Source organism: Hymenobacter sp. BT559 (genome assembly GCF_017571525.1).
GTDB classification, from domain to species: Bacteria; Bacteroidota; Bacteroidia; order Cytophagales; family Hymenobacteraceae; genus Hymenobacter; species Hymenobacter ginsengisoli.
Genome location: NZ_JAGETY010000010.1, coordinates 197,932 through 212,558 on the forward strand (window position 1 = coordinate 197,932; position 14,627 = coordinate 212,558).

The 14,627-nt window shown below is 63.1% G+C and carries 13 protein-coding genes; 4 read left to right on the forward strand and 9 right to left on the reverse strand.

Going from position 1 to position 14,627, the window contains the following annotated elements; all coding sequences use genetic code 11:
• The first annotated feature begins 37 nt into the window (after positions 1–37).
• Positions 38–499 (forward strand): phasin family protein, encoded by a 462-nt coding sequence (locus J4D99_RS15000; RefSeq protein ID WP_208132545.1) that lies wholly within the window; start codon positions 38–40, stop codon positions 497–499.
• A 183-nt stretch (positions 500–682) separates the two neighbouring features.
• Here J4D99_RS15000 and J4D99_RS15005 read toward each other — a convergent pair whose 3' ends face one another.
• Together J4D99_RS15005 and J4D99_RS15010 are read right to left on the reverse strand one after the other, a co-directional pair.
• Positions 683–1,666 (reverse strand): pyruvate dehydrogenase complex E1 component subunit beta, encoded by a 984-nt coding sequence (locus J4D99_RS15005; RefSeq protein ID WP_208132546.1) that lies wholly within the window; start codon positions 1,664–1,666, stop codon positions 683–685.
• A 220-nt stretch (positions 1,667–1,886) separates the two neighbouring features.
• Positions 1,887–3,701 carry a tetratricopeptide repeat protein gene (locus J4D99_RS15010; RefSeq protein WP_208132547.1) on the reverse strand — a complete coding sequence of 605 codons (1,815 nt, stop codon included), beginning with the start codon at positions 3,699–3,701 and terminating at the stop codon, positions 1,887–1,889.
• A gap of 143 nt (positions 3,702–3,844) precedes the next feature.
• Here J4D99_RS15010 and J4D99_RS15015 point away from each other — a divergent pair, with 143 nt between their 5' ends.
• On the forward strand, positions 3,845–4,063 hold the full coding sequence (locus J4D99_RS15015; RefSeq protein ID WP_151087800.1) for a PspC domain-containing protein: 219 nt from the start codon (positions 3,845–3,847) through the stop codon (positions 4,061–4,063).
• A 50-nt stretch (positions 4,064–4,113) separates the two neighbouring features.
• On the opposite strand, the gene J4D99_RS15020 is transcribed toward J4D99_RS15015, so the two are convergent.
• From J4D99_RS15020 to hisS, 7 genes are all read right to left on the reverse strand, one after another.
• Positions 4,114–5,187, reverse strand: coding sequence for a glycosyltransferase family 2 protein (locus J4D99_RS15020; RefSeq protein WP_213019570.1), 1,074 nt, complete (start codon positions 5,185–5,187; stop codon positions 4,114–4,116).
• Positions 5,177–5,515, reverse strand: a complete 339-nt coding sequence (locus tag J4D99_RS15025; RefSeq protein ID WP_208132548.1) for a YbaB/EbfC family nucleoid-associated protein — start codon at positions 5,513–5,515, stop codon at positions 5,177–5,179. The genes J4D99_RS15020 and J4D99_RS15025 overlap by 11 nt, the downstream gene beginning before the upstream one ends.
• A gap of 209 nt (positions 5,516–5,724) precedes the next feature.
• Positions 5,725–5,937 (reverse strand): PID-CTERM protein-sorting domain-containing protein, encoded by a 213-nt coding sequence (locus J4D99_RS15030; RefSeq protein ID WP_236018679.1) that lies wholly within the window; start codon positions 5,935–5,937, stop codon positions 5,725–5,727.
• A 121-nt stretch (positions 5,938–6,058) separates the two neighbouring features.
• The gene (locus tag J4D99_RS15035) at positions 6,059–7,780 is read right to left on the reverse strand and encodes a phosphoglucose isomerase-related protein (RefSeq protein WP_208132549.1); all 1,722 of its coding nucleotides are present in this window, start codon (positions 7,778–7,780) and stop codon (positions 6,059–6,061) included.
• A gap of 121 nt (positions 7,781–7,901) precedes the next feature.
• A complete protein-coding gene (locus J4D99_RS15040; protein ID WP_208132550.1) occupies positions 7,902–9,899 on the reverse strand; it encodes a T9SS type B sorting domain-containing protein in 1,998 nt (665 codons plus the stop codon).
• 19 nt (positions 9,900–9,918) lie between these two features.
• Complete coding sequence (locus tag J4D99_RS15045) at positions 9,919–11,415, reverse strand: HAL/PAL/TAL family ammonia-lyase (protein WP_208132551.1); 1,497 nt, start codon at positions 11,413–11,415, stop codon at positions 9,919–9,921.
• Positions 11,416–11,512: 97 nt separating this feature from the next.
• A complete protein-coding gene (gene hisS / locus J4D99_RS15050; protein ID WP_208132552.1) occupies positions 11,513–12,958 on the reverse strand; it encodes a histidine--tRNA ligase in 1,446 nt (481 codons plus the stop codon).
• A 135-nt stretch (positions 12,959–13,093) separates the two neighbouring features.
• On the opposite strand from hisS, the gene J4D99_RS15055 reads away from it, so the two are divergent.
• Both J4D99_RS15055 and J4D99_RS15060 read left to right on the forward strand, forming a co-directional pair.
• Complete coding sequence (locus tag J4D99_RS15055) at positions 13,094–13,930, forward strand: AraC family transcriptional regulator (RefSeq protein WP_208132553.1); 837 nt, start codon at positions 13,094–13,096, stop codon at positions 13,928–13,930.
• Between the two features lie 139 nt (positions 13,931–14,069).
• On the forward strand, positions 14,070–14,474 hold the full coding sequence (locus J4D99_RS15060) for a hypothetical protein (RefSeq protein WP_208132554.1): 405 nt from the start codon (positions 14,070–14,072) through the stop codon (positions 14,472–14,474).
• The last annotated feature ends 153 nt before the right edge of the window (positions 14,475–14,627 follow it).

A 14,627-nucleotide genomic window follows, 5' to 3' on the forward strand; every position in this document is an offset into this window, starting at 1 on the left:
AGTTATCAACCTTTTCACCCACTTACTTTTTTTACTCATGGACGACCTGTTTAAGAAATTCATCAATACCGGCGTGGGCTTCTTGTCGCAGGGCAACAAAGCCGTGCAAACTGCCATTGAGAAGTTGGTGAAGGAAAGTAAACTCTCCGAACAGGAGGGCAAGAAGATAATGGATGACCTGCTGAAAAGCGGCGAAACCAAGCGCACCGACCTCGAAAAGCAGTTCAAGAACCTTACCGAAGACCTCAAAAGCCGTGTGGGCCTCAAGAGCGAGGGCAAGCCGGCCGCGCCCGCCGCTGCCAGCAAAGCCAAGCCCGCCGCCAAAAAAGCTGCCACCAGTGCCACCGCCCAGGCTACTGGCGCCACCAAAAAAGCAGCCGATAAGGTAAGCGCTGCCGCTACCAAGGCCCAGCGCTCAGCCTCCGCGAAGGCCGGTGCGCCTAAGAAAGCCACCGTGCAGTCGGCCGACGACAGCGGCGAAGCGCTCGATACGAAGTAGATTAGAAGCCGGGTGTAGAGACGCATCTTTGCGTCTCGGCGTTGAACGTTAATCGCCTTAGCGGTGCGGACGCCAAGACGCAAGGATGCGTCTCTACTCCTTATTGAATAACATATTACAACAAAAGGCCCCGCAACGTACTGTCGCGGGGCCTTTTGTTGTAAAGCAGGGGCTAGCCAGGCGCTAGGCCTTGGCGTAGGTTACTTCCTTTACCGCCTTCAGGATGCGCGCCACGTTGGGCAGCGACGCTTCGATGAGGGTGGGCGCGTAGGGCAGGGGCACGTCGGCGCAGGTGATGCGCACCACCGGCGCGTCGAGGTAGTCGAAGGCGCGGCGCTGCACCATGTAAGCCAGCTCGCCCGAGATGCTGGCCAGGGGCCAGGCCTCTTCGATAACCACCAGGCGGTTGGTTTTCTTCACCGAGTTGATGAGCGTGTCGTAGTCGATGGGACGCACGGTGCGCAGGTCAATTACCTCAGCCTTGATGCCGTCCTTGGCCAGCTCGTCGGCAGCGGTGTACAGCAGCTTCATCATTTTGCCGAAGCTCACCAGGGTCACGTCAGCGCCTTCGCGCACCACGTTGGCCTTGCCGATTTCGAGGATATACTCTTCTTCGGGCACCTCGCCCTTATCGCCGTACATCAGCTCCGACTCCATGAAAATCACGGGGTCGGGGTCGCGGATGGCGGCTTTCATCAGGCCTTTGGCGTCGTAGGGGTTCGAGGGAACTACTACCTTCAGGCCGGGCGTGTTGGCGTACCAGTTCTCGAAGTTTTGCGAGTGCTGGCTGCTGAGCATGCCGGCGTTGCCGGTAGGCCCCCGGAATACGATGGGGCAGGAGTACTGTCCACCCGACATCGAGTAGAGCTTGGCGGCCGAGTTAATTACCTGGTCGATAGCCACCAACGAGAAGTTGAAGGTCATGAACTCGATAATCGGCTTGAGGCCGTTGGCGGCCGCGCCCACGCCGATACCGGCAAAGCCCAGCTCGGCAATCGGGGTATCAATCACGCGCTCCGGCCCAAACTCGTCGAGCATGCCCTGGCTCACTTTGTAGGCGCCGTTGTACTCGGCCACTTCCTCGCCCATCAGGAATACCGACGGGTCGCGGCGCATTTCTTCGCTCATGGCCTCACGCAGGGCCTCGCGGAATTGAATGGTACGCATCAATAGACTAGCAAAAGCCGGCACACGGCCGGTATGCAAAGCTACGATAGGGAAGGGAAAAGGAGGAATTTGAAAACGGCTTCTTTGTCCTTTGTGTCACCTGGCCTAGCGAGGCTGCCGAGCAATCCTGCCTTCCCGCTAGGGGTACTACCCCAACGACAAGGCAAGATTGCTCGGCAGCCTCACGAGGCCAGGCGCTCTTTGGATTGGCAAAAGTCTTCTACTTCAGCGCCTCCCGGAAGGCCTTGGCCTGCACGTAGTCCTCAAACTCCAGGTCTTCGGTGGCCTGGGTGGCCAGGTCATGGTTGAGCCGCACGGCCTGGTGCAGTTCGTTGGCCATCCCGGCTTCGTCGTGGCGGCGGGCGGCGGCCACAGCCAGGCCGTAGTGGGGGTCGGCGGCCAGCGGGCGCAGGTCGAGGGCTAGCCGGTACTGAGCGGCCGCCGCATCGTAGGCACCGCGCTGCACCAGCAGCAGGCCCTGGTTCATATAGTTCTGGTAGCTGGGGCCGGCTAGGCGCAGGCTGGTGAGCGCCTGGTCGGACTGGCCCACCTGCATTTCGAGTACTGCCTTATCAGAAAATACCTTGCGCAAAATGCCGCGCTCGCCGCCCAGCTTGATGGCGTAGTCGTAGTCTTGCAGCGCCTCCAGGCGCTCCTGGGCGTGGTGGTGGGCCGAGGCGGCGCGGTAAAACAGCTCGGCCGTGGGGTGGCGGTGGGCCGCCAGAGTAAAGTTGACGGCTGCGCGGTGGTAGAAGTTCTGCTGCACCTTGGGCGATACTTCCTTGGCGGCGCGCAGGGCCAGCACCGTCCCCAGATTGTAAAAAGCCTCCCAGCGGGCCGTGCTGGCAGCCGCCAGCTCATAAATACGCTGCTTTTCGGCCAGCAGCGGCGTAAGCTGGGCCGAATAGCGCAGCTCCTCTGGTGTGAGGGCGTCGATGTCAGCTTCCTTTTCCAGGATTTTCTTACTCAGCAGGTACACTTCCGAGTCGTAGCGCGGCGGGGCAGTGTAGGTCACGGCCACCGTGCCCCAGCGCAGCACCGGGTAGATGTAGTCTTCGAGGTAATCGAAATACGTGAGCTTGTGCAGCGCCTTTTCCTTCTGCTGGAAGGTGCCCCGCGTATCGTTGATGATACTCACTACCGAGTCTTGCTGCGCGGGCTTCAGCACCGAGTGCTGCACCTGGTTGAGCAGCAGCTCCCAGCTATTGCGGTAGGCCAGCGTATCGAAGGTAATATTCTCTACCTTATTAAGATACGAGAAGCCTTTGACCCGCTGCTTGTAGTAGTAGAGCAGCATCTTCACGCGCTTGCTGGCTAGCTGGGGCTTGTGCGCATCGAGCGAATCGGGCGAGTGGCCGGCCGCGATAAGCACCCGCTGGGTGTGCTGGTTCTGGTCAATGAGGTCTTCCAGCGCCGCGATGTTGGTGCCCAGGCTGGAGCGGATAAACCACTGGCCCTGGTCGAAATATAGGGGCAGAATGCGCGTGCCGCTCGTCACGTTGCTGATTTGCTCGGGCAGCAGGGCTAGCAGCGTGTCTTCGAGCACCACGCGGCGGGCCGGGTCGGCAATGCCGCGCGCCACTAGGGTTTCCGTTTTGGCCGTCAGGCTCTTACCATGCGGCTTGAGCTCGCGCACCTGGCCGCGGGCCATGAGCTGGCCGGGCGAGCGCCGCGCTGTATTGGGGATGGTGAAACGGCGGCGGCTCACGAGGCGGCCCTTCACCGAGTCGTCGTAGGTGAATTCGCCCTGAGCAAACGAAATGCGGCCCACGGTGTCGAGGCGCAGGTCGTGGTCATATTTGTAGGTGAGCAGCACCTCGTACACGGCGCCTTTGTGCAGGTGCTTGGCCGCTACTTTGGCGGTGGCCTCGAAGGGGACTACCTCGCCCACGGCCGTGAGCGGGGCGGGCTCTACGCGCACGTGGCGGCCGGCTTCGGCATCTTGCAGCATCTTGGGCAGCGAGGCGCAGCCCGAGAGCAGCCCGGCCAGCAGCAGGCTCGGCAGGCGAAGCTTACTTATTGAAAATAAACGCAAATTGAAGAGAATTGACGGCGGCCAACGGTAGCCGGACCGTAACCCGGCCCGCGCCTAAACGTAAGAATACCCTTAACGTTTGCCGCGGGCCAGGTTGTATCTTAGCCCGGCAAAGTTGCACCGCGCCGCTTAAAACTTCTTCTATGCACCGCCTTACCGACTTTATCGAATCGCAGTCCTTTGGGCTGTGCTCGGCGCTGGGGCAGCGCTGGGGCTTTAGCACGCGCAGCATCCGCCTGTCGTTTGTCTACGCTTCGTTTTTCACCTTTGGCTCGCCCATCGTGCTCTATTTCGCTGGGGTGTTCTGGATGAATATCCGCCGTGCCTGGCGCCAGCAGCGCAGCACAGTGTGGGACCTCTAAGCCAAATTTAGAATTTTGAATGATGGGCTTTGACTAGGGCCAGGCCTGCTTCAGCACTTGTCACGCGTCATTCTTAGCTGGGAAAAGCGCTTTTGCCCTTTTACAAAATAGGCCCACACCACGCTGCCCGCGTAGGTGCCCGCCCGCTGGCGCACCTGCAAGTGCGGCCGGGCTAGCCGGCGCCTCTGCCGCCAGTAGCCGAAGCCCCGGAAAAAATGCCAATGTGCCCGGCCAACGGCCTGGGCCTCGGGCCAGTTGCGGGCCAGCAAGAAGCGCAGGCCAGCCACCCAATCGAGCAGCAGCCGCAACGCAAAAGCCGGGGCTAGCTCGCTAGGGGCCGCGTTTTTGTAGAGCAGCGCCAAGCCATTGCGAAAGTTGAGGTAGGTTTTGCGGGGGCTCGACTTGGGTAGGGTGCCGCCGCCCACGTGGTGCACCACGCTGGCACCGCCCGCGTACCACACTTCGTAGCCCGCATTCTGGGCGCGCCAGCAGAAGTCAATTTCTTCCATGTGGGCGAAAAAGGTGGGTTCCAGACCCTGGAGCTTGTGCCATACCTCGGCCCGCACCAGCAGGCAGGCGCCGCTAGCCCAGGCCACGGCCCGCGGGTCGTTGTACTGGCCTCGGTCGTGCTCCAGGGTGTCAAAAATTCGCCCGCGGCAAAACGGATACCCTAACCAGTCGAGGTAGCCGCCAGCCGCCCCGGCGTATTCAAAAAACGCGGGGTCGGCGTGGGCAAGCAGCTTGGGCTGGGCCGCAGCGATGCGCAGATTGACGTCGAGCAGCTGCCGCAGCGGCGGCAGCCAGCCCGGCTGCACGGCCACGTCGGAGTTGAGCAGCACGTAATAGCGCGGCGGGTCAGGAGTGGCGTGCACTTCTTCTAAAGCACGGTTGTAGCCAAGACAAAAACCCAGGTTCTCCGCAAAAAGCAGCAGCTCGACCTGCGGAAACTCGCGGCGCAGCAGCGGCACCGAGTCGTCGGTCGAGGCATTATCGGCTACTACCACGCGCGCACCGGCTGCATGAGCCAGCACGCCGGGCAAAAATTGCCGTAAAAAATGCGCGCCATTGTAATTGAGAATTACAATGGCGACATCAGAACAACTACCAGCGCTACTAGCCTCCAAAGCTGCTCAGGTCGAAGCCGGGGATGTTGGGCATCAGGCCGCTGGTTTGGCGCTGAAGCTCATTTTTAGCCAGCTCGGCAGCGGCCTCCAGGGCCTTGTTGGCGGCCGCTACCACGAGGTCGGGCAGCATTTCGCGGTCTTCGGGCGTAAGCAGCGAGGGGTCGATTTCGAGCTTGGTGAGGGTCCGGTGGCCGTTGGCAGTGGCCTTTACCAGGCCCCCGCCTGCCTCGCCAGTAGCCGTGAGGTGCTGAAGCTGTGCCTGGGCCTGCTGCATCTTGTCTTGCAGCTCTTTCACCTTGCCCATCATGCCCATCATGTCGAATGCCATAAGTCTAAAATATGTGGTGCCGGCTCGCCGGAACGGGTTAGGGTTGTAGCTGGAAAGCAGCCGCCAGCTAGTGGCCAGCTGCCGCTAGGGCAACCCAGCGCGGCAAATTTAGTTCAAACACGCCGGCCTGGCCGGGCTGGCAGGTGCCACCCCGATGCTGCCACCCCCCGAAAAATAGACGAGCTAAGCCGCAACGCGACCCGCGAGTACTAGCGACGGCGCTGCCGCAGCTGGCGCAGCCCGTAAGCTACGCTGCCAGCGAGCAGCAGAGAGGCGCCGCCATCGAGGGGGACGCTGGTGGGAGCTTGGGGCGACGGGCCGCCCGTGCTGGGTGTTTGGGCGAGTAGCGGCTGAGCCGCGCTAGCCCCAAGTAGCAGCCCAGCGGCCATGGCTAGCGAACGAACAAGGGTACTGGTAGACATAAGCTTGGCGGGTAAAAGGAGAGAGAAAAACAAAGAAGCCAGCCCGGCGGAGGGTGGGGTTATCCCACCCTCCGCCGGGCTGGCTTTGTACGCTGGTGCTGAGCGTGTCGTTGCTCGGGGCCTAGCCCAGGTGGGCCAGCGCGGCTTTCAGGGCCGTAAGCACCGTTTGCAGAGCCTGCTCGGGCTGGGGCCCGAGGTGAATGTGCAGGGCACGGCGGCCGTTGTCGCGCAGGGCTTGCAGGTCGCCCTGGGCCTGGGCATTCTCAAAGGTGCCAAAGGTGTAGGTGCGGCCGGGCAGGGGCAGGTCCTGCGGGTGGTCGGCAGTGAACTGTACGAAGAGGCCATTGTTGGGGCCGCCCTTGTGGTACTGGCCGGTCGAGTGCAGGAAGCGCGGGCCGTAGCCCGAGGTGGTGGCAATGCGCAGCTTATCCTGCACCAACTGGCGGAACTCGGCCAGGTCTTTGTTCAGCGCGTCGGTTTCGTGCAAGTAGGCTTGCAGGGTCATAAAATTGCCGGGCTGCGCCTGCTGGAAGAAAGCCTGCAATACACCGGCCGCATCTTGGCCAGTCACGTCGCCGTAGTAGCTGATGCCGTCCTGGCTGGCGGCGGGCTGGCCGGGGCTGGGCAGCTGGCCCTTCTCGGTTACTTCTTTCATCAGCTTGTCGGTGGCCGTTTTGGCGGCCTGCACGTTGGGCTGGTCGAAGGGGTTGATGCCGAGCACAATGCCGGCCACGGCCGTGCCGATTTCCCAGCGGTAAAACTCGCGGCCCAGGTCCATCGGCTCGCTCAGACGAATAATGATGACCGGGTGGCCGGCCTGCTCCAGCGCCGTCAGCTTGTCGAGGCTAGCCTGGTCCTTGAACTCGTCGTAGCCCACGTACACAAACACGCGGTCGGCGCCGTACTCGTCGGGGCGGCCCAGCGGCTCGCCGGCCACCGGCAAAATGCCCTTGCCTTCCTTGCCCGTGCTTTCGGCCAGCAGCTGCTCCAGCCATAGGCCCAGGCTGCCAAGGTTTTCGGGGGTGATGAGCGTGAGCTTATCGCGGCCCTGCTTGGCCAATACACCCATGGCGGCGCCCAGCTTCAGGCCAGGGTTGTCGGCCACGGGCCCCTGCGAGCCGCAGGCATGCATCATCTCTACGGCGCCGTGCAGCAGGGCGCCGATGTTGATGCCGTAGAGGGCGGCCGGCACCAGCCCGAAGTAGGTGAGGGCCGAAAAGCGCCCGCCCACCTCGGCAAAATTGAGGAAGATTTTGCGGTAGCCCTCCTGGGTGGCCTGAGTGACAAATTTAGAGCCGGGGTCGGTGATGGCCACGAAGTTTTCGCCGGCCTTGTCGCTCTTGATGGCCTTCATTTTATCGTAGAAATAATCGCCGAAGGCTAGCGGCTCGGCTGTGGTGCCCGACTTGCTGGCCACGATAAACAACGTATGGCGAAGTGGGAGCTCGGCTTCCAGCTCGGCCACGGTGCCGGGGTCGGTGGTGTCAAGAATGGAGAGCGGCAAGTCGCCCTGCCCTTGGCGAAACGAGCGCTGAAACACAATCGGGGCCATGGTGCTGCCGCCCATGCCCATTACTACTACGTGCTGAAAGCCAGCGGCTTTTACTTCCTGTACAAAGTGCTTGATGTCGGCCACGGCCTTGCTTAGCACCTCGGGGCTATCGAGCCAGCCCATAAAGCTGCGGATGCTTTGCTGGGCCTCGGCGTTCTGGGTCCAGAGAGTGGCATCTTTGTGCCAGAAGCGATTGGTAAAATCCTGACTGTTCAGGGAGTTGATTTCGGCCTCGACGGCGGGCTGGTACTGGCCCAGGTGGTAGGTAGCGGCAAACGAAGCGTCTGACATGGGGTGTTTGGTAATTGTGAGTGATTAATGCTTACTTATTACTGGTTGATTTTCAGTGGTGCTCATCAGCCTTGAGGGCTAGGGGCTAATAATTAACAACTGACAATCAACCAGTAATCATTTATTTCAAAATCGTGACTGTGCCGGTCTGGCTGAAATCCTGGCCAGCCTCGTCGCGCAGGGTGAAGCGCCACACGTAGGCGGCATTTACGGGGGCGTGCCCCCGGATGGTGCCGTCCCAGGTTTGGCTGCGGTCGGTGGCCCGAAAAACTTCCTGGCCATTGCGGTCCACTACTACGAAGGTAAAGCCGCTCAGGTAGCGGCCTTTCAGCTCCAGCACGTCGTTGAGGCCATCGCCGTTGGGCGTGAAGGCATTGGGCACTATCAGGCGCGGCTGCCGCGCCAGGCTAGCCACATTAGAGTAGCTGACCGTGGCGCCGGGCAGCCCGGCGCCACTCGCCTCGATGCGGTAGCGCAGCACCTGGCGGTCGGCGGGCGGGTTGGCGTCGAGGTAGCTCAGGCCCGAAATGGCGGCCGAGGTGGCCAGCACCGTGCCATTGGGTGCCAGCGTGAGCACGCGGTAGCTCACGCCCGCCGCGCCGCTAGGCCCCTGAAAAGCCGACCAGCTTAGGCGGGCCGTGAGCCCCTCGGGGTCGGCGGCAGTCACCGTGAGCAGCACCGGGCAGGTGGCCGGGCTGGCGGCCGAGGTATTGCCGCACACGTCTTGCAGACGCACGGTGTAGCAGGGCGGTGCGGCCAGCAGCGCGGCTAGGGTGGCCGGGTCGCGCAGGGTATCGGTGGCTGTGGGCACCGCCGCAAAGTCGAGGGCGCCCGGCCCGCCCTGGCGGCTATACAGCAGCTGCCCACCCGCCGGCAGGGCGGCCCCGCTGCCCTGACTGGCCGTGAGGGTGAGGCGATTTTGCAGGTCGAAGCTGGCGTTGAGCAGCGGCGGGGGCGGGGGCAGGGCCGATACCGTTTGCACCACCGCCTCGCTGGAAAGCGCCGTGCTGCCGCCTACGGTGGTGGCTTGCAGGCGGTAGGTGTAGGGGGCGCCGCAGGTCACGGCCGCATCGACGTAGCGGCTGGTGCCGGCTGGCAGCGTGGCTAGGGGGATGCCGTTGCGCAGCAATACGTAGCTCGCTACCGGGCCAAAGGCCAGCCAGCTCACGGTATTCACGTTATTGGCCGAAACGCCGGTGAGGTTGATGGCCGGCACGGGCTCCGAAAACGTGGAGTCGAGGCCGCAAGGGTCATAATTAGCCAGCCGATACAAGCCTTGGGGCCCGCTTAGCGAGTTAGTGGTAGGAGCACTAAAAGCGACAACCGACCGAAACCGCGTTGGTGTGGCTGGGTCGGCTACTTGCAGGTTATTAATCAGTTCAATGTTTGTGTTGCTGAAGCGCAGGCCGCTGAACGTAAAATCGATGGGGCCAGTAAGTTGTCCTTGTACGGTGAGCGTAGGAATACGAGGCTGTTGCACCACCAGCGTGGGCACTACGGCCGAGGTTTGGCCGCTGCATAAGGGATTCGTAGTGTAGCGGCCAGTGACCGTAATGGTGCTGCCGGCCGCCGCCGGCAGGCTGACCGTGCCCGGCTTGAGGGGTCCAATCGGCGAACCATTATCGACCTGGGCGAAGTAGCTATCATAGCCGCTGGTCGTAATGGTTAGGCTAGCTGAATTGCGGGCGCAGGCTTGCACCGTGATTTTGGGCGCTGGCGTGTCATACACCTGAAAATTGCGCACGTACACTGTGCCCGTACCGCCCGCCACGCTCGGGTTGGCCAGCTCAGAGATGGTGACTGGGCCGGCCGCACTAGGCGTAAACGTATTGTTGGCCAGCTTGCCCGGCGTAAAATCGCAGTTGCTAGGGGTGGTATTGGTACCAGCCAGGGCGTTGTAATACAACAGGCTAAGTGCCACCGAGCGGCCGCAGCCCAGCTCGAAGCGCACCGCCCGGCCCACGCAAAAAGCCTGCACCTCCTGGCCGGTGGCCACATCGATAGCTACGAAGGGCGTAGCGCAGGGCGGGGTATTGAGGGTGCACTGCGCCGCCGCGCGCCCGGCTAGCCCCAGCGCCAGCAGCCAGGCCAGCAGTGCCGCAAGAAAAAACGGTTTCATACCCACGGCAACGCTCAGATTAGGCCCAATCGTACTCGCGCACGAAGCGGGCGGCCCGGTGCAGGTCGGGGGCCAGCACACGGTCGTGCGGCACGAAGGTAACTACCTCGCGGAAGGCGGCCACCACGGCCTCCAGGGCGGGGCTGCTGCGGGCGGGCCGCCGAAAATCGAGGGCCTGCGCCGCGGCCAGCAATTCGATGCCCAGAATCTGCTCCACGTTTTCGACCACGCGGCGGGCCTCGGCGGCCGCGGTGGCGCCGGTGCTGAGCGGGCCAAAGTCGCCGGTGCCGCTTTCTGTTATCGACGACGGTGAGCAGAGCTGCTTGTTCTGGCTCACCAGGCTAGCCGCCGAGTGCGGAAGCGAAAGAAGGCCAAAATTGAGCGCTTGGTCGGCGGCCAGGTACCGCGGTAGCTGGCGCTGCCCGGCCACCAGGTGCGCCGTGCGCCGCTCCGAGAGGCTGCCCAGCCCGCTGATTGCCATGGCCAGGTGGTCGAGCACCAGGGGCAGGGGCTGGCCGGGCAGGCTGGCCCCGTGCAGCAGTAGGTTTTCTTCGGGAAAGATGAGCGCCTGGCCCGTCACGGCATTGCATTCGTTTTCTACTACCTGGCTCACGTAGGCCAGCGCATCGCGGCTAGCCCCGTGCACCTGCGGCACGCACCGAAAAGCCTGCGGGTCAAGCTCGGCCGGCACCGCCTGCGCCCAGGCCTGGGCCGGTAGCTGCGAGCCCTCCAGCACCTCGCGCAGCCGGCGCGCCACTGTGACGGGGCCGGCGTGCATGCGCACCCGGTGCAAGGCTTCGTGCAGGGGCTCGGCCGACGCACCAAACACGTCGCTAGAGAGCGCCGCGATAACATCGGCGGCCCGCAGCAGGCGGGTGGCCCGCTCTAGCGCCTCGGTGGTGTAAGCCAGCATAAACTGGTTGCCTCCTAGTAGCGCGAGGCCTTCCTGGGCTTGCAGCGGCAGCGGCTCCCAGCTAAAGAGGCCTAGCACATCGGCCGCGGCCAAGCGGTAGCCCTGGTAGTTGACTTCGCCCAGGCCCAGCAGCGGCAGGCACAGGTGGGCCAGTGGGGCTTGGTCGCCGTAAGCTCCGAGCGAGCCCTGCTCGTACACCACCGGCCATACGTCGCGATTAAAGAAGTCGAGCAGGCGGCGTACCGTGGGCAGGGCCACGCCGTTGCGGCCCTGGCTGAGGCTGTGAGCTTTAAGCAGCAGCATGCGGCGCACCAGCGTGGTGGGCACTTCGGGGCAGGTGCCCGCCGCGTGCGACATCAGCAAATTGGCCTGCCACTGGGCCTGCTCGGCGGGCGGCAGGCCGGCATCGGGCAGGCGGGCAAAAAAGTCATGGTTGCTAACCGCGTCGGGGCTGGAGGCCGGTTCGAGGCGCTGGCGCAAAAAGGTGTGGCCGGTGCTGATGCGCTGCTCGGCCTCGGGGCTGAGGCGCACGGTGTCTTTGGTGTGGAGAAGGTCGGCCAGGCTAGCCAGCGTGAGCGGCTGCGTGGGATAGAGGTAGGGCATGGCCGCGAAATAACAACGCAGGGCCGCAAAGGTCAGCCCGAAGTCACGCCGGCCAGGGTGCCCCGGCCGGTTGTGGCCCGGGGCACCCTGGGTTACCTCACGCCGTCAGGCCAGCCACTACCTCGCTCAGCGCCAGCGTCTTTTCCTCGCCGGTTTTCATGATTTTAATCTTGGCCACGCCGGCTGCCAGCTCCTCGGGGCCCAGCACCAGCACCAGCGGAATGCCTTTGGCATCGGCGTACTTAAACTGCTTTTGCAGCTTGCCCGCATCCGGATAGAGTTCGGCCGGGATGCCAGCGGCGCGCAGCTCGGCCAGCAGCGGCAGGGCCGCGCGGCCCGCTTCGGCCGAAAAGTGCGTGAGCAGTACCCTAGTGGGCGTTTCGCCGGTTTCGGTGAAGAGGTTCAGGGTTTCGAGGCAGTCGTAGAGGCGGTCGACGCCAAACGAGAAGCCCACGCCGCTCACGCCCGGCAGGCCGAAGCTGCCGGTGAGGTTATCGTAGCGGCCGCCGCCGCTCACGCTGCCCATGGCCACGTTGTTGATTTTTACCTCGAAGATGCAGCCCGTGTAGTAGCTCAGGCCGCGGGCCAGGGTGGGGTCAAACTCCAGGCGGTCGAACTGCTTAAAGCCGCTAGCCACTAGTAAGTCGCGTACCTCGGCCAGCTCATTGAGGCCGCGGTAGTAAGCCGATTCTTCGTCGTCGGTGGTGGCAGTAGGGCGTAGCCCGTCGGGCTCCACGCCGGCCGTTACGAAGCCAGCCAGCAGGCGCTCCAGCTTCTCAGCATAGTCGCCTTCCACCCCTAGCAGTGCGAAAAGGGTGTCGATGGTCGGCGCCGAAAAGCCTTTTTCGAGCAGTTCCCGCGTCACGCCGTCGCGCCCGATTTTGTCGAGCTTGTCGATAGCCACAAACAGGTCGGCTTCCTTGCCTTCGCCCCCTAGCGCCTGGTAAATGTTGCGCAGCACCCCGCGGTGGTTGATTTTGATGGTAAAATCATCAAGGCCCAGGCCGTTGAGCACCTGCGCCATCATCAGCACAATTTCGGCTTCGCAGAGCAGCGAGTTGGTGCCTACTACGTCGGCATCGCACTGATAAAACTCGCGGTAGCGGCCGCGCTGGGGCTTATCGGCGCGCCACACGGGCTGCATCTGGTAGCGCTTGAAGGGGAAGGTGAGCGTGCCGCGGTTCATGGCCACGTAGCGGGCGAAGGGCACGGTGAGGTCGTAGCGCAGGCCCTTTTCGGCTATTTTGGGCAGCACGGCTTTATGGCCGGCGTCGAGGTCGTCGGCAGTGACCAGGGGCGTGATTTCACCCCGGCGCTCCTTCACCAGGAAGTTGCCGGAGTTCAAGACTTTAAATAGCAGCTGGTCGCCTTCGTCGCCGTACTTGCCGGTGAGTACCGATAGGTTTTCGAGCGTCGGGGTTTCGAGCGGGGCGTAGCCAAACGTTTCGAACGTGCGCCGGATGACGTTGAAAATATGCTGGCGACGGGCCACCTGGGCCGGGCCAAAATCGCGGGTGCCTTGCGGAATGCTGGGTTTTTCCATTACAAGGGCAAAGGTACCGGCTACGCTCCATCAGTAGAAAGACGGAAAATCGGGCCATGTCGCAATTTTACAAGCAGGGCCTTTTTAGCGGGCGTACCTTGGTGCTATAGTTTCACTGGCTAACTGCGGCGGTCCTTGTCGCGCTGGATTATGCATTTCGAGGTGGTATCACCTTCCCCAGCCCTAGCGGACTATGTCGCGTATTATGGGCTGTGGGAAGACGAGGAGGATGATGCGCAGCTAGGCGCCTCCGTGCTGCCGGGGGTGGTAAACGGTATTCAGGTGCGGTATGCCGACCCCTATAAAACGGTGAGCCTAGCCCAGGCCGGCAGCGTGCAGGTAACGGCCGCGGCCGAGGTAGTGTGCATGGTGAGCTGGCAGCAGCTGTATATGCGCCAAACAAGCCGAGCGGGTATGCTAGGCGTGTATTTTCGGCCTGCCGGGTGCTTTCACTTATTCGGCGCGCCAATGTCGGACACGGCTGGTATCATACTCGAAGCCGAGGGGCTAGCCGGCCAGTTTGCCCGCGAGCTGAGCCAGCGCCTCAGCCAGGCCGAAACCAACAGCCAGAAGCTGGCCGCGGCCGACGAGCTGCTGTTGCGCCAGCTGCACTGCCAGCAGCCCGTGCCCAATGCCATCGACGTAGCAGCCGAGCGCATCCTGGACCAGCACGGCCAGGTTAATATCGAAGACTTGGCCCACGATGCCGGCCTGAGCCGGCGACAGCTCGAACGCCGGTTTTTGGCCGAGGTAGGTGCGCCGCCCAAGCACTACGCCCGCATCGCCCGCTTCAACCACGTGCTGCAGCTGCTGGTAGAAAACCCGGCGCCCAACTGGCAGGATATTGCCTACCGCTGCGGCTACTACGACCAGGCCCATTTCATCCGGGACTTTCGGTTTTTCACGGGTAAGTCGCCTAGCCAGTATTCGCTAGTAGATAGCGACTTTTCGCACTTCTTTTGGGCCCGTTGAGCCGGGGCGTCGCATTTATCCTATCGCTCGGCTACTGCGGCCAATATCTTGGCCTCATTCCGTTTCCGGCGCGGCGCGCTACCTGGGCAGTCCGCTAGTCGGGAGTAGTCCCTTCCACCCACTCTTTCTTCTTAAAGCTATGAAAACAAACTTGCTTGCCCGGCTAGTCTTAGCCGGCGCCATCAGCTGCGCGGCCAAAGCCGCCGCCCAGCAGCCCCTGCCCGCCGCGGCCAGCGGCGGCTACTGGAACCTCGAAACCAACCTGACCACCCGCAACTACACCCTGGTGCGCTTCTACAACGCCCAAGACCAGCTCGTGTACGAAGAGCGTCTCGATAACCTGTGCCTCGACCTGAGTAACTCCCGGCCTATTTGCCGCCGCCTCAAGCAGCAGCTCGACCTGGCCCTGCAGCAGGTGCTAGCCCACCCCGGCCCCGCCACACCGCCCCCCACCATGCTGGCCCAGCAGCTCAGCACCAGCCGGCGCCTGCAGCGCGTGTACCGCACCCCCGACCCGCAGCGCACCCTGGCCGCGGTCCGCTAGGCCCCGGGCATGCTGCCCGCCATCGGCTGCTTCGGCAGCCCTCCTACTTATCTTTCCGGATGGTGCTTTTGGGCACGTAAGACGCTCCTGCCCAGTGAGGAGTGCCCTAGCCGGGCCATGCCCGTGCCCAGACCCCGCCGGCCACCTTGCCAC

Bases quoted from the DNA above. Each gene is read 5' to 3' on its own strand.
- J4D99_RS15000 (WP_208132545.1), top strand. From the start codon at position 38: ATGGACGACCTGTTTAAGAAATTCATCAATACCGGCGTGGGCTTCTTG.
- J4D99_RS15005 (WP_208132546.1), bottom strand. From the start codon at position 1,666: ATGCGTACCATTCAATTCCGCGAGGCCCTGCGTGAGGCCATGAGCGAA.
- J4D99_RS15015 (WP_151087800.1), top strand. From the start codon at position 3,845: ATGCACCGCCTTACCGACTTTATCGAATCGCAGTCCTTTGGGCTGTGC.
- J4D99_RS15025 (WP_208132548.1), bottom strand. From the start codon at position 5,515: ATGGCATTCGACATGATGGGCATGATGGGCAAGGTGAAAGAGCTGCAA.
- J4D99_RS15030 (WP_236018679.1), bottom strand. From the start codon at position 5,937: ATGTCTACCAGTACCCTTGTTCGTTCGCTAGCCATGGCCGCTGGGCTG.
- J4D99_RS15035 (WP_208132549.1), bottom strand. From the start codon at position 7,780: ATGTCAGACGCTTCGTTTGCCGCTACCTACCACCTGGGCCAGTACCAG.
- J4D99_RS15040 (WP_208132550.1), bottom strand. From the start codon at position 9,899: ATGAAACCGTTTTTTCTTGCGGCACTGCTGGCCTGGCTGCTGGCGCTG.
- J4D99_RS15045 (WP_208132551.1), bottom strand. From the start codon at position 11,415: ATGCCCTACCTCTATCCCACGCAGCCGCTCACGCTGGCTAGCCTGGCC.
- hisS (WP_208132552.1), bottom strand. From the start codon at position 12,958: ATGGAAAAACCCAGCATTCCGCAAGGCACCCGCGATTTTGGCCCGGCC.
- J4D99_RS15060 (WP_208132554.1), top strand. From the start codon at position 14,070: ATGAAAACAAACTTGCTTGCCCGGCTAGTCTTAGCCGGCGCCATCAGC.